We start from the raw sequence: 26,217 nt of genomic DNA, 5'->3' as shown, positions 1-26,217 counted from the left end.
CCCATGAGAGATAAATGCTTTGTTTGTTAAGATCCTACCGCCCTGGAAATGACGACTTCGACGCGCATTGTATTTTTACCATATCAACACCGGCGACCGAGCCAGAGCATCGGAGAAGTGCCGGAACTGCCCAAAAAGGCCTGATGTCTTGGTGAATAGAAACATCTTCGACACCCCGAACCGCCCCCCGGCGTCCCTTCGGATCAGGCGCCGGAGCAAAGCGCGTTCGCTGTCGGTCGGGAATTTTTCATTCGCCTTCGCGCATTCGGCCGACACGACACGATCAAATGTCGACTCGATTTTGCGGGTCTTTGCGCATATGGCCACGCCGCAGCGCTCCCGGAGAAGAGCGCCGACGTCACGGATACGGTCGATCAACGAGACCGTTGCCATAAAGTCACACACCCAAACCATCGCGCTTCGACCGAGGAACTCTGACGTTCCCGCCGGGTTGAACCGCCACTTGTCAGCATTTCAGAGGCTCACCCATGTACAAACTTCTCACCGCGTCGCTCGCAGCGACCCTCCTTTCGGCCGTTCCCGCGCTCGCGCAGGACGCCGCCGCACCGATGGCAACCCAGGACACCACGGCAGCAACCCCCGCCGAGGCAGCAGCCAAGAGCACCTCGGGCAGCTTCCGCGGCTTTCGCGTCGAAGGCAATTTCGGTGGCGATCGCTTCCAGTCGCAGGGCGTGCACCGCGACAAGTTCGGCTACGGCGCGTCGGTCGGCTTTGACGGCCAGCTCGGCGAGCGTTTCGTCGTCGGTCCGGAAGCGACCTACTGGCGTTCGAACAACTGGAGCGAGAACTGCACCGGTGCCGCCGGCGGCGCACTGTGCACCAAGTCGTTCGAGGAACTGGGCGTTGGCGTCCGCGCTGGCATCCAGGCGACCCCGCAGTTCCTCATCTTCGGTAAGGGCGGCTATGTGAACAACCAGCAGCGCAAGCGCTTCACCTCGCCCGTCGCCGGTCGCAGCTTCTACGATCGTTACTCGACCGACGGCTATCAGCTTGGTGGTGGCGTCGAATACGGCATGGGCAGCCGCTTCTCGGGTCCGCTCTCGGGCCTCTACGTCTCGGCGCAGTACGTCTATTCGCAGTATTCGGACCACACGTCGCGTCAGCGCATGATGGGCGGCGTCGGCCTCCGCTTCAAATAAGGTCGAATCGGGCAGCGGCGATCACGCCGTCGCCCGGATCGGATCACGTCGACGGGCGCTCTCGCAAGAGAGCGCCCGTTTTCGTTTGCTCAGCGACGCGAGCGGAATCAGCCGGTGATGCGGAGCGCGCGCCGGCCAGTGACGTCGTGCCGCTCCTCGATGCGCGCACCGGGAATAGCCACGCCCCGCTCCTCGCCGTGTGGAAGCACGACCGTCAGCGGATACGCATTGGCGGCAGCGATGGTGAGCGTGATCGCGTCGGCGGTACACTGCCCGGTAATGCGCCAAACACGCGGTTCTTGGCGTGTTTCGTCATCCTCGAAGGCGCTGACGGTAAAATCGCCCTCCCCCGCTGGCGGGAACAGCCACAACCCGCGATCGCGTGGCGCGGGCGCGAAGCCGCCCTGCGCAAGATCGACGAACATCGCCGAACCGGCGCGCGCGAACAGCGGCGGATTGCCCGCCAGCGGCGCGGCGACCTCGATCACGGTGCCGCCGGCATGGCGCGTCCCGCTCCACACGTCGTACCAGTCGTCGCGCCCCGGAAGCCGCACGGTGCGCGTCGCGGCACCGTGCTCGACGACGATCGCCGCGAGCACGTCGCGCCCGAGCATATGGTCGTCGCCGTCGATCCAGGCCGCCGCATCGCCGGGATGATCGAGCCATACCGGCCGGACGATCGGCTCGAAATCATGGCTGTAGCGCAGCAGGAGATCGCCGAAGAACGGCAGCAGCGTCTGGCGGAGCGCCATCAAACGCTGGATCGCGGGGAGCGCCTCGGCATGCATCCACGGTTCGTTGACGCTGCGGTCGTCGTTCCAGCTGTGGATGCTGAAACGCGGCATCAACACGCCGGCTTGCACCCAGCGCACCAGCAGTTCGGCATCGGGCGGCGGTCCGGCAAAGCCGCCGACATCGTGGCCACTGTTCGAGATCCCCGACAGCGCGAGCCCGAGACCCATCTTGAGATTGTAGCGCAGCGTCTTCCAGTCGGTGCGATTGTCGCCCGACCAAGTCTGTGCGTAGCGCTGCAGGCCGGTCATCCCCGACCGCGTCACGACATAGGGCCGCCTGCCCGGCGCATGCGCGATCTGCGCGGCACGCGATGCGCGCATCATCAGCAACGCCTGCAGCGGCAGCGCTTCGGCCGCCGCACGCGGGGTGCCGAAGCCGTGGATCCGCGCGCGCGCGTCCCACACTTCATATTCGTTATTGTCGTTCCATGTCGCTTCGATGCCGGTGTCGAGCAGTGCTGTTGTCACCTGCGCCTTCCACCACGCCGCGGTCGCCGGGTTGGTGAAGTCGAGATAGACGCCGGGCGCATCCCAGAATTGCGCCTGAGTTTCCACGCCATCCGCGTCCGCGACGAGCAGCCCGCCCGCCCGGACCTCGTCGATCAGCGGATGATCGAGCAGCATCGCCGGCTTGATGTTGGGGACGAGCCGCACGCCCGCATCGGCATAGCTTTTGACGAAGGCGGCGGGATCGGGAAACTTGTCGCGGTTCCAGTGGAAGACGTAGCGCTTGTCGCCGATCGACGTGTAGCCCGACGACAGATGAAACGACGTGCAGCCGATGTCATGCTCGGCAAGCTTGGCGGTGAAGCTCTGCATCTGCACCGCGGCATCGGGCGCATCGGTGTAGGTCATCGTCGAGCCCGAATAGCCGAGCGACCAGGCCGGCATCAGCGCCGGGCGCCCCGTCAGCCAGGTAAACCGTTTGGTCACCGCGAGCGGGTCGGGACCGGCGATCATCCACAGATCGACATCGCCGTGATCGGCGACGACGTGGCGGTAAGGCCCGTGATAGTTATCGAGTTCGCGACCAAAATCGTAGGTCACGCGCGCGAGCGTGTCGTGGAATTCGCCGTGGCAGCGGCCGGCAGCATCGGCGACGAGCACGTAGGGAATCGCCTTGTAGAGCGGGTCGCTCAGCTCGGCGTCATAGCCCATCGGATCGAGACTGGTGAGGCGAAAGCGGCGGCCGGTGCGGTCCATCGCGCCCGCGCGTTCGCCGAGCGCATAATGGCGATCGCCCGCGCGGCGCTCGAGAAAGTGGTGCGCGCGGCCGTCCCACCAGCCGAAATCATACGCCTGGGTCGGGCGGTCGGCGGCGATCGGCTGCCAGGCCGCGCCGTCATGCTGTTCCCAACGGCAGTGCAAGCCGTGGAGCGCGATCGTCACGCGGATCCGCGCGGTCGCGACGACGAGCGTGCCGTCGGTCTCCTCGACCAAAGCCTCGGGGCAAGCGAAGCCCGCGACGTCCATCCGGTCGCGCCCGGGCTCCGCGATATCCTCGGCCCCCGCAGCGATCGCCCAGCTCGGCGGGCTCGTCACCGTGCCGTTCGCGAGCAGCAGGAGGCGGACGATATCGTCCTCGAGCACGAACAGATGCGCCACCGCGCCAGTATCGGCGGTCAGCGTGATCCGTCCGCGCGTGCGCTCGGTCAGCGCGAACAGCGGCGGATTGGCGATCGTGGCGTGTCTCATGCCAACTCCCTCGACTCAGGCACTTCGGGTAACGTCAGGCGGCTGACGAAGACGATCAGCACCGCTGCACCGATCAGGTCGAACACGGCGAGCGCGCCGAACAACGGCGCATAGCCGACCGTATCCGCCAGCTGACCGATCAGCAGCGAGAAGAGCAGCCCGCCGATCCAGCCGGCCTGCCCGACAAACCCGTTGGCGGTGCCGACTTCCTCGGGCGTGAAGACATCGGCCGACAGCGTGTTGATCAGCACCGAGATCATCTGGTGCGCAAAGCCGCCGATGCAGAACAGCGCAATCGCAGTGTACGGGCTCGCGGCGAGGCCGATACAGCCCGGCGCGATCATCAACACCGCGGCAAGGCTGATGCCGAGCACGCGTGACGGGATCAGCCGCATCCCGAAGCGCTTGATGAAGAACGGCGACAGATACCCGCCGAGCACGCCGCCGAGATCCGCCGCGAGAAACGGCAGCCACGCGAACAAGGCGATCTGCTTCAAGTCCATCCCGCGCTCGGTCGCGAGGTAGAGCGGGATCCAGAAGCTGAAGGTCTGCCACGCGGGCTCGGCGAGGAAGCGCGGCACCGCGATCACCCAGAATTTCGCGCTCCCCAGGATCTCCTTCGCGCTCGCGCGGCGCGCCGGGACGAGCGGGCGGTCCTGCGCGATCATGGCGCGTTCCTCGGGCGTGATCGACGGATGGTCGTTCGGCGAGCGATAGAAAGCGTACCACGCACCCGCCCACACCAGCCCGACCGCGCCGGTCACGACGAAGGCCAGCCGCCAGTCGCCCCACAGCGTCACCGCGACGACGATCGGCGGCGCGATCAGCGCGCCGAGCGACGTGCCGGCGTTGAACCAGCCCGTCGCGACCGAACGCTCCCGCGCTGGAAACCATTCGGCGATCGCCTTCATCCCCGACGGGATCGCCGCCGCTTCGCTCATGCCGAGCAAGGCGCGGAAGAAGGCAAGGCTCAACCAGCCGCCCGCCAGCGCGCTCAGCATGTTCGCGGCCGACCAGGCGACACCGAAAAAGGCGAAGCCCGCGCGCAGCCCGAAATGATCGACGATATAGCCGGCGACGGGCTGCATCACGGTGTAGGCAAGCTGGAACGCGCCGACGACATAGCTGTATTGCTGCGTCGACATCGCGAAGCTCGCCTTCAGCTGCGGCGCGAGCACGCCGAGCGAATTGCGGGCGAGATAGTTGGCGATCGTGCCGACGCAGATCAAACCGACGATCCACCAGCGCAGATGCCGGATCTTCATGCGCTCAGTGTCCACGCCAAGCCGTGCAAAGCGTGCTGATCTTTCGCCGGACGTGTTGTGTCGGCATCGGAATCTCGCCCCCACGCGGTGGCGATGACGCGCGCGTCCAGGATCTTCACGATGCGTCCCTCCCCGACATTATGTCGAGGAAGCTAGACAGATCGGTCCGCGCTGTCCATGCTGGTAAGGCCAGATTGGCCAGGGAAGAATTCGGTATCCAAGATGTTGCAGATGTTGCGCTCTTCGCAAAGCTCGGTCACGATCGCATGATGAATGACCAGCCGCGCCGCGTCACAAGGCTTTACGAACAGGTCGCATCCGACGTCCGCGCCGCGCTCGCCAGCGGGCGCTATGCGATCGGTGATCGACTGCCGTCCGAGCGCGACCTTGCGCTGCAGTACAAGGTGTCGCGCCCCACGGTACGTGAGGCGATCATCGCGCTCGAGGTCGACGGCATGGTCGAGGTGCGAACCAATTCGGGGGTGTATGTCGCCGCGCTGCATCCGGCGGGTGGGGTGCTCAGTGAAACCGATGTCGGCGGCTTCGAGCTGCTCGAAGCGCGGCGGCTGATCGAATCGCAAGTCGCGGGGCTTGCGGCCGGGCAGATCGACGCCGAGCGCCTTGCGCGGCTGCGGTCGCTGGTGCGCGAGATGGAGAATGTCGATCTCGTCACCGCCGAGGTCGCCGATCGCGAATTCCACCTCGAGATCGCGCGTTCCACCGGCAACAGCGCGCTCGAGATCACCGTCGCGATGCTGTGGGACACGCGCAGCCGCTCGCCGCAATACCGGCTGCTGACCGAGAAGGTCCGCACCGCCGGGGTCGCGCCGCGCCAGTCCGAGCATCTGCGGATCGTCGAGGCTCTGGCCTCGGGCGACGCGAGCCGTGCGCACAATGCGATGTGGGACCATCTCGGGCGCGTGATCGACGCCTTGCTCGAAGCGACCGAAGTCGAAGCGATCGAGCGCGCCCGCGCGGACGTCGATGCCAAGCGGCGGCGCTTCCGCGACAAGGTGGCGGTGGCGAGTTCGGGCTGAGCTGCGCACCGGGGCGATACCGTTGACGGACCCGCGCTCGGCCTGTCGTAGCCGTCACCCCGGCCTCGTGCCGGGGTCTACCGGGATGCGCTGCACTGCGCTGGCAGCATTTGCGGCACGGTGGGCCCCGGCACAAGGCCGGGGTGACGGAGGTCCGATCGTCCAACCCTACCGCGTATAGGCCGCAGCCAATGCGAGCAGACCCTCGGCCTGCTTCAAGTGCGGCAGATCCACCATCCGCCCATCGAGCCCAACGGTCCCCACGCCCGGCGCCGCTGCAAACGCCGCGACGATCCGCTGCGCGTGTGCGATCTCCTCGGGCGACGGCATGAAGCTCGCGTTGATCGCGGCGACTTGCGCGGGATGGATCGCGAGGCGGCCGGTAAAGCCCTCCGCCCGCGCTGCGCGCGAACTCTCGCGCAATCCCGCCTCGTCGCGGAAATCGACATAGAGCGTATCGATCGCCTGCACCCCCGCCGCCTTCGCGCCGAGCAGCGTGAGCGAGCGCACCAAGCGATAGGTCAGCGCCCAGCCGCCGGCGGGATCAAGATTGCTGCTCGCGCCAAGCGCGGCGGAGAGATCCTCCGCGCCCCAAGTCAGCCCGAGCAAGCGATCGAGCCCCGCCCCCGCATACGCGCCAAGCGTGAACGGGGCTGCGGCGGTTTCGGTCGCCACCGGCACGATCCTGATCGATCCCGGCGCGACGCCGGCCTGCGCCTCGAGCGCGTCGAGATAGTGCGACAGCCGGCGGATGTCGTCGGGCCCGTCGCATTTCGGCAGCATGATGCCATCGGGCGCGGCGCCGACCACCGCGACCAGATCGTCGAGCGCGAGGCCGCTGTCGAACGGATTGATCCGCACCCACAACTGGCTCGCGCGGGTGCCGCGCGGGCGCTCGCCGACGAACGCGGCGACCAGCGCCCGGCCCGCCGGCTTGTTCGCCGCCGCAACCGAATCCTCGAGATCGAGGATCACCGCATCGGCGCCACAAGCATCGACCTTGCCGAGCTTCTTCTCGCTGTCGCCGGGGATGAACAGCCAGGAGCGCAGCGGCGTCATGCCGGCCGCCGCCGCTGCAGCCCCGAACGCTTGCACGAGGCGACCAGCTCGTCGCGCTGATTGTAGGCGCGGTGGATGAAGGTCACGATCCCGGCATTGGGGCGGGACTTTGACTCGCGCAGCTCGGCGACCTCGGTCTCGATCCGCAGCGTGTCGCCGATGAACACCGGCGCGGGAAAGCGTACCTCGTCCCAGCCGAGATTGGCGACCGCGGTGCCAAGCGTGGTGTCGCCGACCGACACGCCGACCATCAGCCCCAAGGTGAAGGTCGAATTGACGATGATGCGACCATAGTCGCTGTCCTTCATGTACTCGGCATCGAGATGGAGCTGCGCGGGGTTATGCGTCAGCGTCGAGAAGAGCAGATTGTCAGTCTCGGTCACCGTCCGCCGGATCGCATGGGCAAAGGTCTGCCCGACCTGCAACTCCTCGAACCACAATCCTGCCATCGCTCTCCGCTCCTTTGCCTCGCGATGGATTAGGCAGGAATTGCGCAAAACGCCATCGCCTCGACGCGGCCGCAGCTCTGCGGGTACCGGGCGTTCGTCGTGGCATGGCCGAATGCGCCGATCGCGCGTACGGGAAGCAAATGACCGCACAGATCTTGATCGTCGACGATGAATCCGCGATCCGCCGCCTGGTGCGCGGCGCGATCGAGCGCGCCGGGCTGACCGCCGACGAAGCCGCCACCGCCGCCGACGCGCTGACGCTGGCGCATCGCCCCGGGTGCGCGCTGGTGCTGCTCGATCTCGGCCTGCCCGACCGCGACGGGATCGAACTCGTGCCGCTGCTCAAGGCGATGGACCGCGCGGTGATCGTCCTTACCGCGCGCGATGCGACCGCGGAGAAGGTGGCCGCGCTCGATCTCGGCGCCGACGATTATGTCGTGAAGCCGTTCGACACCGAGGAATTGCTTGCCCGGGTGCGCGGCGTGCTGCGGCGGCACAATGCCGTGCCGGCGGGCGGGAACCTACTGAAGGTCGGACCAGTCGAGATCGACCTCGCGGCACACCAGGTGTCGCGCGACGGCGCCGCGGTGAAGCTGACGCGCAAGGAATTTGCCCTGCTCGCCGAGCTCGCGCGGCATGCCGGCAAGCTCCTGACGCACGCGCATCTGCTGCGCGTGGTGTGGGGCGACGGGCATCTCGACGATGTCGAATATCTGCGTGTCGCCGTGCGCGCGCTGAGGTTGAAGCTCGAGCTCGATCCGGGCGCACCCGCGCTGCTGCTCAACGAGCCCGGAATCGGCTATCGGCTCGTCGCCTAGGCGCTCACTCCGCCGGCGCGACGATCGCGGTGCGCTGTTGCCGGCCCCAACTCTCGCGCCCCGTCAGGAACGCGTGCCAGCCCCACACCGCACCGGCATGGCGCAGCAGCTGGAAGCTGAACGGCTCGAGGAGCGCGGCGATCAGCGCGGGGAACAGCGCGAGCCCCTCGCGCTGCCCGGTCCAGCGCTTGTACATGCCGAGCGACCAGAGGTGGAAGGTCAGGTCGATCGCGATCTTGGCGAGCATCACGAGCAGGATCGGCAAGGCGAGCGTGAAGCGTCCGCTGACCACCAGCCCGACGAGGATCGCGAACGCAGCGAGCCCGTAGATCGGCTGCACCGTATCGAGCGCCTTGACCGGCAGCATCGCGGTGCCGAGCCAGCCGAAGCGCCGCGCGCCGACCATGTCGCGGTTCCAACGCTGCGTCTGGAGAAAGCCGCCGAACCAGCGCCGCCGCTGGCGCAGGAATGCCATCGGGCTCGCCGGCGCATCGGTCCGCGCGAGCGCGCCGCCGACCACGCGGATCTTCCAGTCGCGACCATGATCGGCAGCATGGCGATAGAGCCGGTGGATCAGCTCGTAATCCTCAACCATGCAATCGGGGTCGAACCCGCCGACCGCGACCACCGCCTCGCGCCGGAACGCGGCGAACGCGCCCGAAATTAGCAACAGGCTGTCGAGCCGCTCCCAGGCGTGGCGCGACAGGAAGTTGCGGACGTATTCGTAGGTCTGGAACCACTCGAAGAAGCGGCCCTGCAGATCGCGCCCGCAGATCGGCGCGAGCACGCCGGTCGCCGCGACGAGCGTCGGCTCGGCGGCAAACGCCGCGCGCATCGCGGCGATCGCGCCGGGTTCGAGCAGCGTGTCGGCGTCGACCGTCAGCACGACTTCGGTATCGACTTGCACCATCGCCGCATTGAGCGCGCGCGCCTTGCCGGTATGGCGCAGCCGCAGCCAGCGCAGCGACGGCAGGATCGCCGAGGGCGGCGTCATCGTGCCCAGCGGCGGGACGGCGAGCCCGTAGCGCCGCTCGAGCACTTCGGCGGTCGCATCGCTCGATCCGTCATCGGCGATCAGGATCAGATCGGGCGGCGACGCTTGCCCCGCGAGCCGATCGATCGCCGCGGCGATGACGCTCGCCTCGTTATGCGCCGCAACGATGACGCCGAAGCTGGGCGAGGTGACAGGCGTGGGGTGCGGTGTCTGACGCAGATCGCGGATGTTCCACGCGGTGAACGCGAGCAAGGCCGTGTCGTAGAGGATATAGGCGATCCCGATCGACCAGACCGCCAGGCTCTGCCGCATGAACGCTTGAACGAACAAACCGAGGAACAGCAGCGGCCCGATCGCGCCGATCAGGCGGCTTGCGAGCGGCACGCGGCGCGGGGTGAGCCGCGGGGATTCGGCAACGAGCGTTTCGGCGAGCGAGGTCATTGCGGGGGCGTTACCGATAGTGGATGAACAAGCGATGACGCGCCTAGCGCGGCCACGACCGGGCCGCTAGGCTCCGCCCTACCAAATCGCGAGGAGCCGGTCGATGTTACAGCGCTACACCCATGTCGCGATCGTGCTCCACTGGATCATCGCGGTGCTGATCGTCGCCAATGTCCTGCTCGCCTGGACATGGCCGAATCTTGCCGACGTGCAGGTGCGCCCGGCGATCGACCTGCACAAGTCGATCGGCATCACGATCCTCGGGCTCGCGCTGCTGCGGATTCTGTGGCGCCTCGGCCACCGCCCGCCGCCGCTGCCGCAGGGCTATGCGCGCTGGGAAGTCGCCGCGTCGCATATCGTGCATTGGGGGCTCTACCTGATCCTGTTCGCGATGCCGCTGACGGGGTGGATCATGGATTCGGCCTATAAGGATGCGGCGAGCCATCCGATGTTCCTCTACGGCCTGTTCGAATGGCCGCGCCTCGGCTTCATCATGGCGCTCGATCCGGCGACGAAGAAGGCGGTGCATGACGGGTTTGGCGAGGCGCACGAGATCATCGCTTATGCCGTCTACGCGCTGGTCGCGCTGCATCTGGCGGGGGCGATCAAGCATCAGTGGCTCGATCGGTCGCAGGAGCTGCAGCGGATGTGGTTCGGTCGGCGGTAGACCCGCGCAACCGTCACCCCGGACCTGTTCCGGGGTCTACCGGGATGCGTGTTCTGACGCCTAGTGCGTGCGTCACGGTGGACCCCGGCACGAGGCCGGGGTGACGTCGGAGAGTGGGCGCTACCGCTTGGTGAACACGGCCTTGGGCAGCATCACATGCACGCCCTTGTTGCGATCGACCAGTTCGGTCACCTCTACATCCCCCGCGACGCTGATCAGCATGTACGCGTCATCGCGCGTCATCCCCTTCGCGGCCACGAGAAAGTCGATCATGTTGCGCAGCGCTTTGCGCGTCGCGTTGCTGAGATCGTCGTCGAACCCCATCGCGATATAGTGCGTCGGGGTCTCCGCGCGCGGATAGGGGGCCTTCTCGCCCTTGTGCAAGATGAACTGCAGCGTCCCCGTCAGCGAGGTTTCGAGCGCGGTGATGTCGACTTCGCCATTGCCCTGTGCGGCATGGCCGTCGCCGACCTGGAACAGCGCACCGCTGGCATGGACCGGCAGGAACAGCGTCGTCCCCGCGACGAGCGCCTTGTCGTCCATATTGCCGCCATTGATCGTCGGCGGAGCCGAATCATAACGGCCGAAGGAAGGCGGCGGTGCCACCCCCATACTGCCGAAGAACGGCCGGAGCGGGACATCGACGCCCGGCGCGAACCGTCCGAGCATCGCCTTCTTGTCGAGCGGGACGATCTTCATCCGCGCATAGGGGAAATCGTCGGTCAGAAACCCCGCGCCATAGCGAAAGGCGTTGTAGGCATAGGGGATCGCGAGATCGATCTTGAGGATGCGGATCTCGAGCGTGTCACCGGGCTCGGCGCCGGTGATCGCGATCGGGCCGGTGAGCACGTGCCCGCCCGGCCCGCGCTCGCTCGCTGGGACGCCGGCATAGACCGCGCGCAACGCGGGCTCGACATCGGCGGGCGCGACGCCCGCTTTCTCGAGCCCTGCCGGGCTGTTGGTCAGCAGCGTATGGACGACGACGGTGTCGCCCGACTCGATCGTCAAGACGGGCTTGGAGGTCGCGTCGTAATGCCCCCAAGCGACGGTCTGCGGCGTGGCGGGCAGATCATGCGTCTTGGCCGCCAGCGGGCTCGCGACGGCCAGCCCGATCAATCCCATCCAGTATCGCATATGCCACCCCTGTTTACCCGTTCGGGCAAAGGTGGCGCACGCGACGCTCAGCGTCCAGCGAGGATCGCGTCGATCGCCTCGGCGACGCCGTCTTGGTCGTTGCTCGCCACGACATGCGTCGCCTTGGCGCGGACCGCCTCGGGCCCCTGCCCCATTGCGTAGGACACGGCGGCGCGGGCGAACATCGGCAGGTCGTTCGCCTGATCCCCCAGCACCGCGATCGCGTCGAGCGGAACGCCGAGCGTCTCCGACAACGCAGCGACGCCGTCGCCCTTGTTGCCGGCAAGTGCTGTCACGTCGAGATAATAGACCTGCGACTGCGCGATCGTCGCGCGGTCGCCGTAACCCTTGGCCTGTCCGGCGAGCGCCTTGAGCAGCTCGGCATCGTCGCTGACGAAGGTCAGCTTGTCGACGCGGTCGAACAGATCGGTGAAGTCCTGCCGCACGACCGGCGCCTGGTTCGACGCCAGCTTCTCGCTGCCGACATGCCCGCCCTGATCGGTGCTGGCATACCATTGATCGTCGGCGAACACCCATATGTCGACCGCTGCGCCTTTAACGACGTCGAACACGCCCTCGACCACCGCGCGCGGGACATAGTGCTGGCTCGTCACCGTGCCGTCGCGGGTGAACACCGTGCCGCCGTTGAACGCCCCCATCGGCGCGTCGATGCCGAGCAGCTCGGCGATCGGCATCATCCCCGAACGCGGCCGCGCGCTGACGATCGTGAACCCGACGCCCGCCTCGCGCAGCCGTGCGACCGCGGCCTTGACGCCGGGTGTAACCTGCTTCTGCTTGTCGACCAGCGTGCCATCGACGTCGGAGACGACGAGCTTGACGCTCATTGCGGCATCTCGACATGCCCGCCGAAGCCGAAGCGCATCGCCGAGAGCAACTTGTCGCCGAAGGTATGATCGACGCGGCTGCGATAGCGCGCAAACAGCGCGGCGGTCAGCACGTTGGCCGGGACTTTCTCCTCCATCGCGGCGTCGATCGTCCACTGGCCCTCGCCCGAATCGGCGACGCTTCCTGTGAATTGTTCGAGGTTCTGGTCCTTGGCGAGGCCGATCGCGGTGAGATCGAGCAGCCACGACGAGATCACCGAGCCGCGGCGCCATACTTCGGCGATGTCGGTGAGGTTGAGATCGAAGCGCTCGTCCTCGGGCAGCTTGTCCGACGCCTTGCCCTTGAGGATGTCGAAGCCCTCGGCATAGGCCTGCATAAGGCCGTATTCGATGCCGTTGTGCACCATCTTGACGAAGTGCCCGGCACCGGCCGGCCCGGCATGGATATAGCCCTGCTCGGCGCGCGGATCCTCATTCTCCTCGATCCGGCCCGGCGTGCGCGGGATCGTGCCGATGCCGGGGGCGAGCGCTGCGAGGATCGGGTCGATCGTGTCGACCGCTTCCTTCGATCCGCCCACCATCATGCAATAGCCGCGCTCGAGCCCCCACACGCCGCCCGACGTGCCGACATCGACGTAGTGCGTGCCCTGCTCGGTCAGCGCCTTGGCGCGGCGGATGTCGTCCTTGTAGAAGCTGTTGCCGCCATCGATGATGATGTCGCCCTTGGTGTCGAAGCCGCCGATCGTCGCGATCGTCTGTTCGGTCGGCTCGCCCGCCGGGAGCATCACCCAGTAGATGCCGGGTTTGTCGAGCTTGTCGCGCATGTCCTCGAGCGAGGTCGCGCCGATCGCGCCATCGGCGACGAGGCCCTCGACTGCGGGGGCGTTGCGGTCGAACACGACCGTCTCGTGCCCTGCGCGCATCAGCCGGCGCGCGATGTTGCCGCCCATGCGGCCCAAGCCGATGATCCCGATCTTCATGTGGACAATCCTTCGATCAAAAAGCGGTACAGCTTCCCCGGCGGAGGCCGGGGCCCAGTCGCGCAGACAGTGATCGTGAAAGGCTGTCTGCCGCCAGGACCGTGTCTCGACTGGGCCCCGGCCTCCGCCGGGGAAGAAAATGGTAAGGTCAGGCGTGCGCGGGGTGCTTTGCCGCGATCGCGCCGAGCAGGTCGTCGAACGCCTTGGAGAAGGACGCGACGCCCTCCTCGACCAGCGTGTCGGTAACGCCGTCGAGGTCGAGGCCGAGCCGCTCGGCCTCCGAGATGACGTGGCGCGCACCGGCGACATCCTGGCCGAGCGTCGCCGCCGCGGTGCCGCGCTCGCGATACGCGTCGAGCGTCTTGGGCGGCACGGTGTTGACGGTGTCCTTGCCGATCAGCGTGTCGAGATACAGCGTGTCGGGATAGTCAGGGTTCTTGGTGCCGGTCGACGCCCAAAGCAGCCGCTGGACCTGCGCGCCCTTGGCGGCGAGCGCCTGCCAGCGGGCCGACGCGATGAACTCTTCATACCAGGCATAAGCGAGCTTGGCGTTGGCGATCGCGACCTTGCCCTTGAGCGCCTTGGCGTCGTCGCCACCGACGCCGGCATCGATCTTGTCGTCGATCTTCGAATCGATCCGGCTGATGAAGAAGCTTGCGACGCTGGCGATCTTGTCGATCGGCTCACCGCGCGCGGCGCGCTTCTCGAGGCCCTCGACATAGGCTTCGGCAACCGCCTGATAGGCGTTCTGCGAGAAGAGCAACGTGACGTTGACGTTGATCCCGGCATCGATCGTCGCGGCGATCGCGGGGACGCCGGCGGGGGTGCCGGGGATCTTGATCATCAGGTTCGGGCGGTTGACCGCCTTCCAAAGTTTCTGCGCCTCGGCGATCGTACCATCGGTGTCGTTGGCGAGATAGGGCGAGACTTCGAGGCTGACATAGCCGTCCTTGGCCTCGAGCCGGTCGTAGACCGGGCGCAGCGTGTCGGCGGCGGCCTGGATGTCGAGGATCGCGAGATGCTCGTAGCGCTCCATCGTCGGCGCATCGGGATGGGTCTTGTCGAAGGCGGCGAGCTCTGCGTCGTACGCGTCGCCGTGCCCCATCGCCTTTTCGAAGATCGACGGGTTCGACGTGACGCCGGTCAGCGAATCCTCGTCGACCATCTTCTGCAGGCCGCCCTCGGCGAGGAACTTGCGGTCGACGAAGTCGAGCCACACGGCCTGACCCAGATTTGCGAGATCGTTCAAACGGCCCATCAGTGCTTCTCCGAAAATCTGTGTCTTGCGCCCTTGTAGCCCTGCATTTGGGCACGGCGGTTACGCGAACAACCCCGTGGGGGCGAATAGTGTTGGGTCCCCTCCCCGTCATCCCCGCGAAGGCGGGGATCCCGCTGCCTTGCCCCGAACTGGGAAGAAGAAGCGGGACCCTCGCTTTCGCGAGGGTGACGGGAGGGTAGTCCCTGGTTTCCCTACTTCGCCGCGTTGACCATCTCGGTCGCGAGCTTGACGGCATGGTCGACGGTGAAGCCGAACTTGTCCTGCAGCTTGGCGATCGGGGCCGAAGCGCCGAAGGTCGACATGGTGATCGTCTTGCCATGCGTGCCGACATAGCGGTCCCAGCCGATCTCGCTGCCCATCTCGATCGCGAGCCGCGCGGTGACCGCCTTTGGCAGGACCGACTCCTTATAGGCTTCGTCCTGGCTCTCGTAGCGATGCCAGCTCGGCAGCGACACGACGCGCGACGCCACACCTTGTGCGACGAGCTTGTCATGCGCGTCGAGCGCGAGCGACACTTCCGAGCCGGTCGCGATCAGGATGACCTGCGGGTTCTCACTGTCGGCCAACACGTAGCCGCCCTTCATCAGCCCCTCGGCACTGGCATATTTCGACCGGTCGATCGTCGGCAGCGCCTGGCGCGACAGGATCAGCGCGGTCGGGTGGTTGGCCGACTGCATCGCCGCCTTCCACGCCCATGCGGTCTCGTTGGCGTCGGCCGGGCGGATCGTGTCGAGGCCGGGGATCGCGCGGAGCGAAATCACCTGCTCGATCGGCTGGTGCGTCGGGCCGTCTTCCCCGACGCCGATCGAATCGTGCGTGAAGACATAGGTCGCGCCCAGTTCCATAAGCGCGCCGAGCCGGATCGGCGGCCGCATGTAATCCGAGAAGACCAGGAACGTCGCCGAATAGGACCGCAGATAGGACAGCGCCATGCCGTTGACGACCGCGCCCATACCATGTTCGCGCACGCCGAAATGGAGGTTGCGCGCGTCATAGCTGGCCGCCTGGAACGAACCGCCATTGTCGATCAGCGTCTTGGTCGAAGGCGCGAGATCGGCCGAGCCGCCCATCAACCACGGCACCTTGGCGGCGATCGCGTTCATAACCTTGCCGCCGGCATCGCGCGACGCCATGCCCTTGGCATCCGCCTCGAAGGTCGGGATGTCGGCATCCCAGCCCTCCGGCAGTTGGCTCGTGAGCAGCGCATCGAGTTCCTTCGACAGCTCGGGGTACGCATCGGCATAGCGCGCGCGCATTTCATCCCAGGCTTCGCGCAGCGGCGTGCCGCGATCCGCGACCGCCTTGTGGAAGCCTTCCTTGACGCCGTCCGGCACCAGGAACTTCGCCTCGGGATCCCAGCCATAGGCCTTCTTGGTGTTGGCGATGTCGTCGAGCGTCATGCCCTCGCCGTGCGCCTTGGCGGTGCCCTGGATCGAGCTACCATAGCCAATGATGCTCTTCACCACGATGAAGGTCGGCTTGTCGTCGCAGGCCTTGAAGCTGTCGAGCGCCGCCGCCATCGCTGCGCAATCGTTGGCGTCGTCGACGTGGAGGACGTGCCAGCCATAGGCCTCGAAACGCTTGCCGACGTCCTCGTCGAACGCGAGGTCGGTGCCGCCCTCGATCGAGACGTGGTTCGAATCGTAGACCCAGCACAGGTTCGACAGCTTGAGATGCCCGGCGAGGCTGGCGGCTTCGCTCGCGACGCCCTCCATCATGTCGCCGTCGCCCGAGAAGACGTAGACGTCATGGTCGAACAGCTTGAAGCCGTCGCGATTGTAGCGCGCGGCGAGCCAGCGCTCGGCGATCGCCATGCCGACCGAATTGCCGCAGCCGGCACCGAGCGGACCCGTCGTCGTCTCGACGCCAGTGGTGTGGCGATATTCGGGATGGCCCGGCGTCTTCGAGCCGAGCTGGCGGAACGCCTTGATGTCGTCGAGGCTGACCGCGGGAGCGCCGGACTTCTTGCCATCGCGATCGATCTCCTCGACGCCGGCGAGGTGCAGCAGCGCGTAAAGCAGCATCGACGCATGGCCGACCGACAGCACGAAGCGGTCGCGGTTGGGCCAGTCGGGGGTCGACGGGTCGGTGCGCAGGAACTTGGTCCACAGCGTGTGGCCGACCGGCGCGAGCGCCATCGGCGTGCCGATATGCCCCGACTTTGCGGTCGACACCGCATCCATCGACAGCGTGCGGATCGTGTCGATCTGGAGTCGCTCGGGGCTGCCATCCTCGTGGAGCGCGGTTGCGGGGTTCGCTTGGGTCTGGGTGTCGGCCATGCAGGGGGTCGCCTTTTAGTGTGGTCGCTGAACGCTCGCGCGTCGGTCGGGTTGCCCGGGGTTGAAGATAAGGATCGCGCTTTAGTCGCTCGCGCGGCCGCGTTCTAGCCGCGTAACGACTCCGTCGGTCGCGATATAGGCGGCGTCGACCTCGGCGAGGAACAGACCGTGACCGAGTGCCCCCGGAATCGCGTCGATCGCCGCGGCGAGCGCAGTATGATCGATGTCGGCGGGGAAGCGGCAATCGAGGATCGGATTGCCCTGGTCGCTGGTGAAACCCGCCCGCAGCATTGGCGTGCTGCCAAGCGCGGCAAGGCGGCCGGCGACGAACGCCTGGGCGAAGGGTAGGATCTCGACCGGGATTTTCGCCACGCCGATCTTGGCGACGCGCTTCGATCCGTCGGCGATCACGATCATCCGGTCGCTCGCGGCAGCGACGACCTTCTCGCGCAGCATCGCACCGCCGGCGCCCTTGATGGCGTTGAGGGCATCGTCGATCTCGTCGGCGCCATCGATCGTGAGGTCGATCCGGGCGGGCATCTCGATGAGCTGGATGCCGGCCTCGCGGGCGCTGGTTTCGGTGGCGAGGCTGGTGGCGACGGCCTTGATCTCAAGGCCGGCGCGAACCTGGTCGCCGAGCGCCGCGATCGCGAACGCGGCGGTCGAGCCGGTGCCGAGCCCGACGATCATCCCGGCGCGGACTTCGGCAATCGCGGCGAGCGCGGCGAGGCGTTTGTCGGACTCGTTCATGGCGGCACCCCTTAGCCGCTTCGTCGCGAGCTTGTCGAAGGCCGTTCTCGCCTTTTGCCCTCGATGAAACGCGAAACCCCACCGCTTGGGCCTCTCCTCCCTTTCAGGGAGGGGAGAAGAAACTTTCTCCTAGCCCCAGCCCAACGCGCGCGGCAAAGCCTCCACCCATGATCGAACGAATCCTCGGCATCCTCGCCACTTTCACCATCGGCGTCATTTCGAGCGGCGGCTATCTCGGCATCGCACTCCTGATGGCGATCGAGTCGGCGTGCATTCCGCTGCCGTCCGAAATCATCATGCCGTTCGCGGGCTATCTCGTCTCGACCGGGCGCTTCGACCTGTTCCTCGCAGCTACCGCGGGCGCGATCGGGTGCAATCTCGGGTCGATCGTCGCCTATGAGATCGGCAAGCGCGGCGGGCGGCCGCTCGCCGAGCGGTGGGGCCGCTACGTGCTGGTCGGCCCGGGCGAGCTCGATGCCGCCGATCGCTTCTTCGCGCGCTTCGGCAATATGGCGGTGCTGATCGGGCGGCTGCTGCCGGTGATCCGCTCGTTCATCGCCTTCCCGGCAGGCGTCGCGCGGATGCCGCTGGTGCCGTTTCACGTCTACACCTTTCTCGGCTCGTGGCCGTGGTGCTTCGGGCTTGCCTGGGTCGGGATGAAGCTCGGCGATCAGTGGAACAAGAGCCCGGCGATGAAGGCGGCATTCCACAGCGCCGATGCGGTGATCGCGGTCGTGCTCGTCGCCGCGGTCGCTTTCTATATCTGGCACCGCGTGCGTGGCTTGAAGCGGCCCTGATTCGACACGACATCTTTGTCGACCGCCAAAGCGTAACTTGGCGCGTGCATGACGCGAATGGCGTTATGTCCTGGCCTCAGAGGTGTTTCGATGTTCAAGCCCGTCCTGATCACTGCCGGCCTTGCCGGAATCGCGCTCTACGCGCTCGGCGGCGGCACGGCGAAAGCCGAGCGCGCGGTGCCGATCCCCGTCTCCAAGACCGACGTCACCGCGAGCGGCCCGCAGACCGCGGTGTTCGCGGGCGGCTGCTTCTGGGGGATGGAAGCGGTGTTCGAGCATGTGAAGGGCGTGAAGAGCGTCACTGCGGGCTATGCCGGCGGCACGCGCGAGACCGCGACCTATGACCAGGTCTCCACCGAGACGACGCAGCATGCCGAGGCGATCCGCGTCGTCTACGATCCCGCCAAGGTCAGCTATGCGACGCTGCTGCGCGTCTATTTCTCGGTCGCGCACGATCCGACGCAGCTCAACCGCCAGACGCCCGACAGCGGCTATAGCTATCGCTCGGCGATCTTCCCGCAGAGCGCGGCGCAGCGCGGCGTTGCTGCGGCGTATATCGCACAGCTCGGGCAGGCGCATGTGTTCGGCAAGCCGATCGTGACGAAGATCGAGAACGGCTCGTTCTTCCCGGCGGAGGCGTATCACCAGAACTTCTTCGACCGGAACCCCAACCACCCGTATATCGTGACCTTCGACAAGCCGAAGGTGGCGGCGTTCCGCGCGGGGTTCCCGCAACTGGCGAGCTGATGTTCTGAGCCCCTCCCCTTTACGGGAGGGGCTTTTCTTGTCCCGCTACGCCGCGACCTTGAACCGCAGCAACTTGTCCTCGACCGGGATCAGCGCTTCCGCCCCCGGCCCGACCGCGCGGATGATCTCGGGGTGATCGACGTCGAGCCCGCCGGTCAACGCGCCGAATGCGGGCAGGATCAGCTTGGTCGGTGTCGCGACGAAGCAGATCCGCGAGACGTTGCGGCCGCGCACGCGCAGCCGGAGTTTGGGATGGAAATGCCCCGACAGCTCGGGCCGCGTCTCGCGCGCGCTCGCTTCGTGGCGGAGCACCAGCCCGTCGACCACCGCCTCGTCGACCACCACGCCGCCGCAGCGATCGACCAAGCCGGCATCGTGCCCCGCATCATGATTGCCCGTGATCCACGTCCAGCGCGCCGCCGAGGTCAGGCTGCGCAGCGTCGCCTGCGCCGCGGCGGGCAACCGCTCGCAGCCCTTGGGGTCGTGGAAACTGTCGCCCAGGCACCAGATCTCGCGCGGGCTGAGCGCGTCGACGACCGCGCTGAGATCGGCAAGCGTCGCGAGCGAATCGTAGGGCGGCAGCATCTGCCCGCGCTTGGCGAACCAGCTCGCTTTCTCGAAGTGGAGATCGGCCACCAGCAGCGCCTGGCGCGCCGGCCAGAACAGCGCACCGTTGCGCAAGGCGAGCAGGGAATGCCCCCCGAAGGCAAGCGGGGCGAACGAAAAGGGAACCATGACCCCGCCTATGTCGCAATCGATGCAACCATGCAACGCTGTCCGGCCGAGCGACGGTCCCGTTCGGTTAAACCGCTTGCGCAAAGGCGTAACGGGCGTAAAGCGCGCCGTCCTCTCCGGCGAGCCATTACCCCCTTATGACCTCTGCCACTGACAGCATTGTCGCCAAAGCCACCCCGCACCCAGCGCTCGTCGCGCTGACGATCGGCGCGATCGGCGTGGTGTTCGGCGATATCGGCACCAGCCCGCTCTACGCCTTTCGCGAGGCGCTCAACCTGACCGCCAAGGACGGGCTCGACCCCGGCGAGATCCTCGGCGTGCTGAGCCTGGCGATCTGGTCGTTGATCCTCGTCGTCACCGTCAAATACGTCATCTTCCTGATGCGCGCCGACAATCAGGGCGAGGGCGGCGTGCTCGCGCTGACCGCGCTGGCGCGGCGCGCGCTCGGCAAGCGCTCGCTGATCGCGCTCGTGCTGGGCGCGGCGGGCGCGTCGCTCTTCTATGGCGATGCGATCATCACCCCGGCGCTGTCGGTGCTCTCGGCGGTCGAGGGGCTCAAGACGATCCCGGGGCTTGGCGACGTGTTCTCCGACTCGGTGATTCTCGGCGTGACGATCGTCATCCTCGTCGCTTTGTTCTTCATCCAGAGCCGCGGCACGGCGAGCGTCTCGGCGCTGTTCGGGCCGGTCTGCATCGTCTGGTTCCTCGCGATCGGCGCGCTCGGGCTGTGGCACATCACCGACGAGCCCTCGATCCTGCGCGTCGTCTCGCCGCATTACGGCGCGATCTTCCTCGCGACGCACGGCGTGACCGGGCTCTTCGTGCTCGGCGCGGTGTTCCTCACCGTCACCGGTGCCGAGGCGCTGACCGCCGACATGGGCCATTTCGGCGTGCTGCCGATCCGCATCGGCTGGTTCGTGCTCGTCTTCCCATGCCTGATCCTCAACTATCTCGGGCAAGGCGCCTATGCGCTGAGCGCGCTCGAGGCCGCTGCCGCGGCGGGCAAGCCGTTCGTCAACCAGGACTGGTTCTTCCTCATGGCCCCCGAGGGCCTCCGTCCGTGGCTGATCGGCCTTGCGATGATGGCCACCGTCATCGCCAGCCAGGCGGTGATCACCGGCGCCTATTCGCTGACGCAACAGGCGATCCAGCTCGGGCTCCTCCCGCGGCTGCGCATCCGCCAGACCTCGGCGACGCAGGCCGGGCAGATCTACCTCCCCTCGATCAACTGGCTGCTGCTGGTCGGCGTGCTGGTGCTGGTGATCCAGTTCCGCACCTCCTCGGCGATGGCTGCGGCGTATGGCATCGCGGTGACGGGCACGATGGTGGTGACGACGCTGCTCGCGTATATCGTCGTGCGGCATCGCTGGAACTGGGGGCGCCCGCTCGCGCTCGCGGTAATCCTGCCGTTCCTGACGCTCGATCTGATCTTCTTCGGCGCGAACATCCTGCGCGTGATCGAGGGCGGCTGGGTGCCGCTGGTCGTGGCCGCAGTGATCGGCCTCGTCATCTATACCTGGAACCGCGGGCGCGGGATCGTCCGCGAATTCGAGTTGCGCCAGAGCGTCCCGCTCGCCGACCTGGCGGCAGCGCTCGCCAAGCGCCCGCCCGAGCGCGTCGAGGGGACCGCGGTGTTCCTCACCGCCAACCCCGACAGCGCACCGGGCGCGCTGCTGCACAACCTCAAGCACAACAAGGTGCTCCACGAGAAGAACCTGATCTGCAGCATCCGCACCGCCGACCGCCCCTCGGTCGAGCAGGACGAGCGCGCCGAGATCCGCCCGGTCGACGCCAATTTCACGATCATCGTGCTGACCTATGGCTTCATGGAATCGCCCGACGTGCCGCGCGACCTAGGGCTCGAGGCGGTGAGCCACAAGAAGTCGCTCAACCCCGCCAAGACGAGCTATTTCATCGGCCGCAACACGATCAAGCCCGCCGCCGACCAGGGCATGCCGCTGTGGCAGGACCGGATCTTCATGTTCCTGCAGAGGAATGCGAGCGACCCGACCGACTTCCTGAAGATCCCGCCAGGCAAGGTGCTCGAGCTGGGGGAGCAGGTTACCGTCTGAACCGAGCCGCGCTTCGGTCCGCCGTACCGCAGCGCGACCGGCCGACGCAACACGCCCCCCGCCGGCATGGCCGACGGGGGGCGGTTCGCAGCGCAAGGGGTCGCGGCGCGCCTTACGGCCGCAACACCACCTTGATCACGCCGTCCTCCTTGTCGCGGAACTTCTTGTACATCTCGGGCGCATCCTCGAGGCTCGCCGGGTGCGTCACGACGAAGCTAGGGTCGATGTCGCCCGCCTCGATCCGCGCGAGCAGCGGCGCAGTATAGGCCTGGACGTGGGTCTGGCCGGTCTTGATCGTCAGCCCCTTGTTCATCAACGCGCCGAGCGGGACCTTGTCGCCCATCCCGACATAGACGCCGGGGATCGACACCGTGCCGCCCATCCGGCAGCTCATGATCGCCTCGCGCAGCACGTGGATGCGATCGGTGGCGAGGCCGATCGTCGCCTTGGTCTTGTCGAGCACCGCATCGAAGCTGCCATGGCCCGAAGCTTCTGCGCCGACCGCGTCGATGCAGCTGTCGGGGCCGCGGCCCTTGGTGCGGAATTGCAGCTCGTCATAGACGTTCTCGGTCTCGCTGAAATCGATCGTCTCGGCGCCGCCGGCCTGCGCCATCAGCAGCCGCTCGGGCACTTCGTCGATCGCGATGACGCGGCCCGCACCCAGCATCAATGCTGAGCGGATCGCGAACTGGCCGACCGGGCCGCAGCCCCAGATCGCCACCGTGTCGCCGGGTTCGATCTGCGCATTCTCGGCGGCCATATAGCCGGTCGGGAAGATGTCGGAGAGGAACAGGGCTTGTTCGTCGGTGACGCTGTCGGGCACCTTGATCGGGCCGATATCGGCCATCGGCACGCGGAGGTATTCGGCCTGGCCGCCGCAATAACCGCCGAGCATGTGGCTGAAGCCGAACAGGCCGGCGGGCGAATGGCCCATCGCCTTGATCGCTAGCTCGGCATTGGGGTTGGTGCGCTCGCACGCCGAGAACAGGCCCTTGCGGCAGAAGAAGCAATCGCCGCAGCTGATCGTGAAGGGGACGACGACGCGGTCGCCGATCTTGAGGTTGGTCACTTCCGAGCCCAATGCGACGACTTCGCCCATATTCTCGTGGCCGAGGATGTCGCCGGCCTGCATCGTCGGCTGATAGCCGTCGAGCAGATGGAGGTCCGAGCCGCAGATCGCGCAGGCCGTGACCTTGATGATCGCATCGCGCGGATGCTGGATTTCGGGGTCCTTGACTGTGTCGACGCGAACGTCGCCTTTGCCGTGCCATACCAATGCGCGCATGTTTCGTCTCCGAGTGTTCGATGCTTCCGCCGGGGGTGCGGAAGACTGTTCAAGCGGCCCAACGCCTCAGGCGACGAAATGGGGGGCGTAAGCTGTTGTTTTTTGGGGTGAGCCGGATCAAGTCCGAGACGAAGCCCGTGCTGCGCACCTTAGGGTAAGGCGCGGATTCTCTGCCCCCTACGTCACCCCGGCCTCGTGCCGGGGTCCACCGGGACGCGCGGCCTGCCGGCGCAGCACGCGCGGGCGGGTGGGCCCCGGCACAAGGCCGGGGTGACGGTTTGGGGGTGTGGCGGATCGGGCGCTAGCCGGCGTAGGCCTTGACCAGATCGAACAGGTAATCCCGCCCGTCATAGAGCGACTTCACGTTCATCCGCTCGTTGAGCCCATGCGCGCGGTTGAAGTCGCCGGTCATGAAGATGCCCGGCACGCCGTAGACCGGGATGCCGATCCCCTCGAAGAAGATGCCGTCGGTCGCGCCGGTCGACATCAGCGGCAGGATCGTCAGGCCGGGGAAGTGCTTCGCCGCCACCGCCTGCGCCGGGCCCATCACCTTGGGGTCGAGGCTCGGCGGCACCGCGACGGGGCGGATCGGCGCGTTGGCGCTGACCTTCACCGCGGTGCCGGCGAGCGCCTGGAGCTTGGCGAGCGTCCCCTCGACGGTCTCTCCCGGGAAGATGCGGCAGTTGACGTTGGCGGTGGCGCGCTGCGGGAGCGCGTTCTCGGCATGGCCCGCGCTGAGCAAGGTCGCGACGCAGGTGGTGCGCAGCGTCGAGTGGAAGGTCTTGTCGGTGCTGACGATCTTGTCGGCGGCAGTGTCGGCGGGGTTGGCGACGAGCTTGAGCATCGCGTCGCGCATCTCAGGCGGTTGCGCTGGCGCGGCGCCCGTGAAGAAGGCGCGCGTCGTGTCGGTGAATTTGATCGGGAATTCGTAAGACCGGATCGCCTCGAGCGCGTCGGCGAGCTGGTAGATCGCGTTGGTCGGCACCGGCTGCGAGCTGTGGCCGCCGGGGTTGGTGGCGGTAAGCGTGAAGTTCTGCGAGGCTTTCTCGCCGACCTGCATGAACATCGCGAGGCGCTTGCCGTCCTCGGTCATCTGCCCGCCGCCGCCTTCATTGAGGCCGAATTCGGCGGCGATCAGGTCGGGCTTGTTCTTGGCGAGCCACTGCGCGCCGTTGAAGGCGAAAGTGGTCTCCTCGCCGCAGGTCAGCGCGAGCTTGATCGTCCGTTTGGGGCGGTAGTTCTCGGCCTTGAAGCGGATCAGGCTGTCGGCCCAGATCGCCGCCATCGCCTTGTCGTCGGTGCTGCCGCGGGCGTAATAGTAGCCGTCTTCCTCGATCAGCTTGAACGGATCGCGCGTCCAGTCCTCGCGCTTGGCCTCGACCACGTCGAGATGCGCGAGGAGCAGCATCGGCTTGGCCTTGGCGTCGCTCCCCTTGAGGATCGCGACGAGGCCGCCTTCCTTGGGATGATCGGGCACACTGAAATAGGTCAGGTCGGCGTCGGCGAAGCCCGCCGCCTTCAATCGCGCGCCGATCTGCGCGGCGGCGGTGGTGCAGCTTCCCGAGGACAGCGTGGTGTTGGTCTCGACGAGCTCCTTGTAGAGGCCGAGATAGGCCTTCTGGTCGGGGCGGTCCTGCGCGGTGGCGACACCGGCGAGCGCGGTGGTGGCGAGCAGACTGGTGGCGAGAATCGTGGTGATGCGTGCGAACATGGACAGCCCCCTGTGTTTGACGGGAGGCTAGCGTGGTCGCGCGGGAACGCAACGGGCGACTAAAAGCCCCTCCCCTTCAGGAGCGTCAGGTGAACCGCGCCCCGCGCGGTTCAGGTCAGGCCGGGGGCCTGACCGACCTGACACTGGGTTGGGGTGGGGAAGTCACGAGCGCCGATCTCTGCGAGGCGTCCCCCACCCCCATCCCCTCCCCTGAAGGGGAGGGGCGAAGAGGGTTATGGCACCTTGGGCTGGGCGAGGCGCAGTTCGCGATTGGCGAAGTCGATCCGCACGCGGCCGAACAACCGCAGCGCATCCATGCCGAGCAGCAGCGCAGGCCGGTCGTGCAGCCCGAGCCGCGCAAAGGGGGCGGCATCGACGAACGCCACCTGCAGATTGGCAAAGCTGATCTCGCCGAAGTGCACGCGATCGAGCAGCGCCTGCTCGGCCTGGAGCGACGCGCCGGTGACGCTGAGCACGCTTACCGCGGTCACCGCGCTGCTCGACGGCGCGGCGAGCCGCCGCAGCGCGAGATTGCCCATGCTGGTATCGGCGCCGGTGTCGATCACGACGCGCACGGTGCGCCCGCGATAGCTCGCATCGGTGACGACGAGCTGGCCGAGCAGATTTTTTGCGCGGATGACGATATCGTCGGGGCCGAAGCGCTCCTTGCGCAGCCGCTTGGTCGAGGGGATGACGGTCATCGTCTGCGCGGCGAAGTCGATCGTCACGGCATGGCCTTGCAGCGTGTCGATCCCGACCAGGCCGGCGGCGCCGAGATTGCGCGCAACGAGCGCGGGCGCCTCGATCCCGCGCGTCGACAGCCGCGCGCCACCGCCCGGCGATCCGATCTGCAGATCGGGGATGACGACGGTGCCGAATTGCGCCGACCCCGCCATCGCGGTGACATGGACGCTCTTCCCGGGCACCAGGCCAAGCTTGGCGGCGAGTTCGCGCGCGATCACGGTCCGCTCGGCGCCGGTGTCGACGATGAAGCGATACGGGCCGGCCGGGCCGATCGTCACCGGCACGGTCATGCGAAGGCCCTCGGAGACGAAATCGAGCTGCTCGGCGGGGTTTTGCTGCAGCTCATGCTGCGCAACAGGCGAGGCCGCTGGGGTCGGCACAGGCTGGGGCTGGGCCAGCGCCGCGGCAATCGGGACAGCGACAAGCAGCACCGGGTTCATGGCGACAAACTACGCCCGTTTCGGCCGCACGACAAGCCGA

Annotated in this window: 23 protein-coding genes; 7 read left to right on the top strand and 16 right to left on the bottom strand. The window is 67.0% G+C overall.

The window, feature by feature from the left end:
• Positions 1-75 precede the first annotated feature (75 nt).
• The gene (locus tag ABIB28_RS11580) at positions 76-378 is read right to left on the bottom strand and encodes a hypothetical protein (protein WP_354288240.1); all 303 of its coding nucleotides are present in this window, start codon (positions 376-378) and stop codon (positions 76-78) included.
• Positions 379-488: 110 nt separating this feature from the next.
• Between ABIB28_RS11580 and ABIB28_RS11575 the strand changes: the two genes are divergently transcribed.
• Complete coding sequence (locus ABIB28_RS11575; RefSeq protein WP_354288239.1) at positions 489-1,160, top strand: outer membrane protein; 672 nt, start codon at positions 489-491, stop codon at positions 1,158-1,160.
• Positions 1,161-1,267: 107 nt separating this feature from the next.
• Here the strand turns inward: ABIB28_RS11575 and ABIB28_RS11570 are convergent, their stop codons facing one another.
• A complete protein-coding gene (locus ABIB28_RS11570; protein ID WP_354288238.1) occupies positions 1,268-3,649 on the bottom strand; it encodes a glycoside hydrolase family 31 protein in 2,382 nt (793 codons plus the stop codon).
• On the bottom strand, positions 3,646-4,914 hold the full coding sequence (locus tag ABIB28_RS11565) for an MFS transporter (protein ID WP_322160754.1): 1,269 nt from the start codon (positions 4,912-4,914) through the stop codon (positions 3,646-3,648). The genes ABIB28_RS11570 and ABIB28_RS11565 overlap by 4 nt, the downstream gene beginning before the upstream one ends.
• Positions 4,915-5,183: 269 nt before the next feature.
• On the opposite strand from ABIB28_RS11565, the gene ABIB28_RS11560 reads away from it, so the two are divergent.
• Positions 5,184-5,951: a FadR/GntR family transcriptional regulator gene (locus ABIB28_RS11560; RefSeq protein WP_133191757.1), complete on the top strand. Its 768-nt coding sequence runs from the start codon at positions 5,184-5,186 to the stop codon at positions 5,949-5,951.
• A gap of 168 nt (positions 5,952-6,119) precedes the next feature.
• On the opposite strand, the gene ABIB28_RS11555 is transcribed toward ABIB28_RS11560, so the two are convergent.
• Both ABIB28_RS11555 and ABIB28_RS11550 read right to left on the bottom strand, forming a co-directional pair.
• Positions 6,120-7,010, bottom strand: coding sequence for an HpcH/HpaI aldolase/citrate lyase family protein (locus ABIB28_RS11555; protein WP_354288237.1), 891 nt, complete (start codon positions 7,008-7,010; stop codon positions 6,120-6,122).
• Positions 7,007-7,459, bottom strand: a complete 453-nt coding sequence (locus tag ABIB28_RS11550) for a MaoC family dehydratase (RefSeq protein WP_133191755.1) — start codon at positions 7,457-7,459, stop codon at positions 7,007-7,009. The genes ABIB28_RS11555 and ABIB28_RS11550 overlap by 4 nt, the downstream gene beginning before the upstream one ends.
• A 140-nt stretch (positions 7,460-7,599) precedes the next feature.
• On the opposite strand from ABIB28_RS11550, the gene ABIB28_RS11545 reads away from it, so the two are divergent.
• Positions 7,600-8,277 (top strand): response regulator, encoded by a 678-nt coding sequence (locus tag ABIB28_RS11545; protein WP_354288236.1) that lies wholly within the window; start codon positions 7,600-7,602, stop codon positions 8,275-8,277.
• A gap of 4 nt (positions 8,278-8,281) precedes the next feature.
• Here ABIB28_RS11545 and ABIB28_RS11540 read toward each other — a convergent pair whose 3' ends face one another.
• Positions 8,282-9,712, bottom strand: a complete 1,431-nt coding sequence (locus ABIB28_RS11540; RefSeq protein WP_354288235.1) for a glycosyltransferase family 2 protein — start codon at positions 9,710-9,712, stop codon at positions 8,282-8,284.
• 103 nt (positions 9,713-9,815) lie between these two features.
• On the opposite strand from ABIB28_RS11540, the gene ABIB28_RS11535 reads away from it, so the two are divergent.
• Positions 9,816-10,379, top strand: coding sequence for a cytochrome b (locus tag ABIB28_RS11535; protein ID WP_354288234.1), 564 nt, complete (start codon positions 9,816-9,818; stop codon positions 10,377-10,379).
• A 120-nt stretch (positions 10,380-10,499) separates the two neighbouring features.
• Here ABIB28_RS11535 and ABIB28_RS11530 read toward each other — a convergent pair whose 3' ends face one another.
• The 6 genes from ABIB28_RS11530 to rpiA form a co-directional block, all read right to left on the bottom strand.
• On the bottom strand, positions 10,500-11,513 hold the full coding sequence (locus ABIB28_RS11530) for an acetamidase/formamidase family protein (RefSeq protein ID WP_189677093.1): 1,014 nt from the start codon (positions 11,511-11,513) through the stop codon (positions 10,500-10,502).
• Between the two features lie 47 nt (positions 11,514-11,560).
• On the bottom strand, positions 11,561-12,358 hold the full coding sequence (locus tag ABIB28_RS11525; RefSeq protein WP_189677092.1) for a Cof-type HAD-IIB family hydrolase: 798 nt from the start codon (positions 12,356-12,358) through the stop codon (positions 11,561-11,563).
• Positions 12,355-13,338 (bottom strand): phosphogluconate dehydrogenase (NAD(+)-dependent, decarboxylating), encoded by a 984-nt coding sequence (gene gnd, locus ABIB28_RS11520; RefSeq protein WP_354288233.1) that lies wholly within the window; start codon positions 13,336-13,338, stop codon positions 12,355-12,357. Before gnd ends, ABIB28_RS11525 begins: the two co-directional genes overlap by 4 nt.
• A gap of 148 nt (positions 13,339-13,486) precedes the next feature.
• Positions 13,487-14,596 (bottom strand): transaldolase, encoded by a 1,110-nt coding sequence (gene tal / locus ABIB28_RS11515; RefSeq protein ID WP_354288232.1) that lies wholly within the window; start codon positions 14,594-14,596, stop codon positions 13,487-13,489.
• Positions 14,597-14,808: 212 nt separating this feature from the next.
• The gene (gene tkt / locus ABIB28_RS11510; protein WP_354288231.1) at positions 14,809-16,896 is read right to left on the bottom strand and encodes a transketolase; all 2,088 of its coding nucleotides are present in this window, start codon (positions 16,894-16,896) and stop codon (positions 14,809-14,811) included.
• A gap of 81 nt (positions 16,897-16,977) precedes the next feature.
• On the bottom strand, positions 16,978-17,646 hold the full coding sequence (gene rpiA, locus ABIB28_RS11505; protein ID WP_354288230.1) for a ribose-5-phosphate isomerase RpiA: 669 nt from the start codon (positions 17,644-17,646) through the stop codon (positions 16,978-16,980).
• A 167-nt stretch (positions 17,647-17,813) separates the two neighbouring features.
• Between rpiA and ABIB28_RS11500 the strand changes: the two genes are divergently transcribed.
• The gene (locus ABIB28_RS11500) at positions 17,814-18,443 is read left to right on the top strand and encodes a DedA family protein (RefSeq protein WP_354288229.1); all 630 of its coding nucleotides are present in this window, start codon (positions 17,814-17,816) and stop codon (positions 18,441-18,443) included.
• Between the two features lie 90 nt (positions 18,444-18,533).
• Positions 18,534-19,190 (top strand): peptide-methionine (S)-S-oxide reductase MsrA, encoded by a 657-nt coding sequence (gene msrA / locus ABIB28_RS11495; RefSeq protein WP_133191744.1) that lies wholly within the window; start codon positions 18,534-18,536, stop codon positions 19,188-19,190.
• Positions 19,191-19,235: 45 nt separating this feature from the next.
• On the opposite strand, the gene pdeM is transcribed toward msrA, so the two are convergent.
• Entirely contained in the window at positions 19,236-19,925 is a 690-nt protein-coding gene (gene pdeM, locus ABIB28_RS11490) for a ligase-associated DNA damage response endonuclease PdeM (protein ID WP_354288228.1), read from the bottom strand.
• Positions 19,926-20,062: 137 nt separating this feature from the next.
• Here pdeM and ABIB28_RS11485 point away from each other — a divergent pair, with 137 nt between their 5' ends.
• Positions 20,063-21,997 (top strand): potassium transporter Kup, encoded by a 1,935-nt coding sequence (locus ABIB28_RS11485; protein ID WP_354288227.1) that lies wholly within the window; start codon positions 20,063-20,065, stop codon positions 21,995-21,997.
• Between the two features lie 112 nt (positions 21,998-22,109).
• Here the strand turns inward: ABIB28_RS11485 and ABIB28_RS11480 are convergent, their stop codons facing one another.
• From ABIB28_RS11480 to ABIB28_RS11470, 3 genes are all read right to left on the bottom strand, one after another.
• On the bottom strand, positions 22,110-23,282 hold the full coding sequence (locus ABIB28_RS11480) for a zinc-dependent alcohol dehydrogenase (RefSeq protein WP_189677082.1): 1,173 nt from the start codon (positions 23,280-23,282) through the stop codon (positions 22,110-22,112).
• Positions 23,283-23,583: 301 nt separating this feature from the next.
• Complete coding sequence (locus ABIB28_RS11475; protein ID WP_354288226.1) at positions 23,584-24,993, bottom strand: M20/M25/M40 family metallo-hydrolase; 1,410 nt, start codon at positions 24,991-24,993, stop codon at positions 23,584-23,586.
• Between the two features lie 233 nt (positions 24,994-25,226).
• Entirely contained in the window at positions 25,227-26,177 is a 951-nt protein-coding gene (locus ABIB28_RS11470; RefSeq protein WP_354288225.1) for an aspartyl protease family protein, read from the bottom strand.
• Positions 26,178-26,217 lie beyond the last annotated feature (40 nt).

This window comes from Sphingomonas sp. UYEF23 (assembly GCF_040546165.1).
Lineage (GTDB): Bacteria > Pseudomonadota > Alphaproteobacteria > Sphingomonadales > Sphingomonadaceae > Sphingomonas > Sphingomonas glacialis.
The sequence above is the reverse complement of the archived record's forward strand: the minus strand, read 5'-3'. Positions and strand labels throughout refer to the sequence as shown.

What these genes read in the sequence shown, in the direction of transcription:
- ABIB28_RS11575 (WP_354288239.1), top strand. Translation starts at nt 489, where the DNA reads ATGTACAAACTTCTCACCGCGTCGCTCGCAGCGACCCTCCTTTCGGCC.
- ABIB28_RS11570 (WP_354288238.1), bottom strand. Translation starts at nt 3,649, where the DNA reads ATGAGACACGCCACGATCGCCAATCCGCCGCTGTTCGCGCTGACCGAG.
- ABIB28_RS11565 (WP_322160754.1), bottom strand. Translation starts at nt 4,914, where the DNA reads ATGAAGATCCGGCATCTGCGCTGGTGGATCGTCGGTTTGATCTGCGTC.
- ABIB28_RS11560 (WP_133191757.1), top strand. Translation starts at nt 5,184, where the DNA reads ATGAATGACCAGCCGCGCCGCGTCACAAGGCTTTACGAACAGGTCGCA.
- ABIB28_RS11555 (WP_354288237.1), bottom strand. Translation starts at nt 7,010, where the DNA reads ATGACGCCGCTGCGCTCCTGGCTGTTCATCCCCGGCGACAGCGAGAAG.
- ABIB28_RS11550 (WP_133191755.1), bottom strand. Translation starts at nt 7,459, where the DNA reads ATGGCAGGATTGTGGTTCGAGGAGTTGCAGGTCGGGCAGACCTTTGCC.
- ABIB28_RS11545 (WP_354288236.1), top strand. Translation starts at nt 7,600, where the DNA reads ATGACCGCACAGATCTTGATCGTCGACGATGAATCCGCGATCCGCCGC.
- ABIB28_RS11540 (WP_354288235.1), bottom strand. Translation starts at nt 9,712, where the DNA reads ATGACCTCGCTCGCCGAAACGCTCGTTGCCGAATCCCCGCGGCTCACC.
- ABIB28_RS11535 (WP_354288234.1), top strand. Translation starts at nt 9,816, where the DNA reads ATGTTACAGCGCTACACCCATGTCGCGATCGTGCTCCACTGGATCATC.
- ABIB28_RS11530 (WP_189677093.1), bottom strand. Translation starts at nt 11,513, where the DNA reads ATGCGATACTGGATGGGATTGATCGGGCTGGCCGTCGCGAGCCCGCTG.
- ABIB28_RS11525 (WP_189677092.1), bottom strand. Translation starts at nt 12,358, where the DNA reads ATGAGCGTCAAGCTCGTCGTCTCCGACGTCGATGGCACGCTGGTCGAC.
- gnd (WP_354288233.1), bottom strand. Translation starts at nt 13,338, where the DNA reads ATGAAGATCGGGATCATCGGCTTGGGCCGCATGGGCGGCAACATCGCG.
- tal (WP_354288232.1), bottom strand. Translation starts at nt 14,596, where the DNA reads ATGGGCCGTTTGAACGATCTCGCAAATCTGGGTCAGGCCGTGTGGCTC.
- tkt (WP_354288231.1), bottom strand. Translation starts at nt 16,896, where the DNA reads ATGGCCGACACCCAGACCCAAGCGAACCCCGCAACCGCGCTCCACGAG.
- rpiA (WP_354288230.1), bottom strand. Translation starts at nt 17,646, where the DNA reads ATGAACGAGTCCGACAAACGCCTCGCCGCGCTCGCCGCGATTGCCGAA.
- ABIB28_RS11500 (WP_354288229.1), top strand. Translation starts at nt 17,814, where the DNA reads ATGATCGAACGAATCCTCGGCATCCTCGCCACTTTCACCATCGGCGTC.
- msrA (WP_133191744.1), top strand. Translation starts at nt 18,534, where the DNA reads ATGTTCAAGCCCGTCCTGATCACTGCCGGCCTTGCCGGAATCGCGCTC.
- pdeM (WP_354288228.1), bottom strand. Translation starts at nt 19,925, where the DNA reads ATGGTTCCCTTTTCGTTCGCCCCGCTTGCCTTCGGGGGGCATTCCCTG.
- ABIB28_RS11485 (WP_354288227.1), top strand. Translation starts at nt 20,063, where the DNA reads ATGACCTCTGCCACTGACAGCATTGTCGCCAAAGCCACCCCGCACCCA.
- ABIB28_RS11480 (WP_189677082.1), bottom strand. Translation starts at nt 23,282, where the DNA reads ATGCGCGCATTGGTATGGCACGGCAAAGGCGACGTTCGCGTCGACACA.
- ABIB28_RS11475 (WP_354288226.1), bottom strand. Translation starts at nt 24,993, where the DNA reads ATGTTCGCACGCATCACCACGATTCTCGCCACCAGTCTGCTCGCCACC.
- ABIB28_RS11470 (WP_354288225.1), bottom strand. Translation starts at nt 26,177, where the DNA reads ATGAACCCGGTGCTGCTTGTCGCTGTCCCGATTGCCGCGGCGCTGGCC.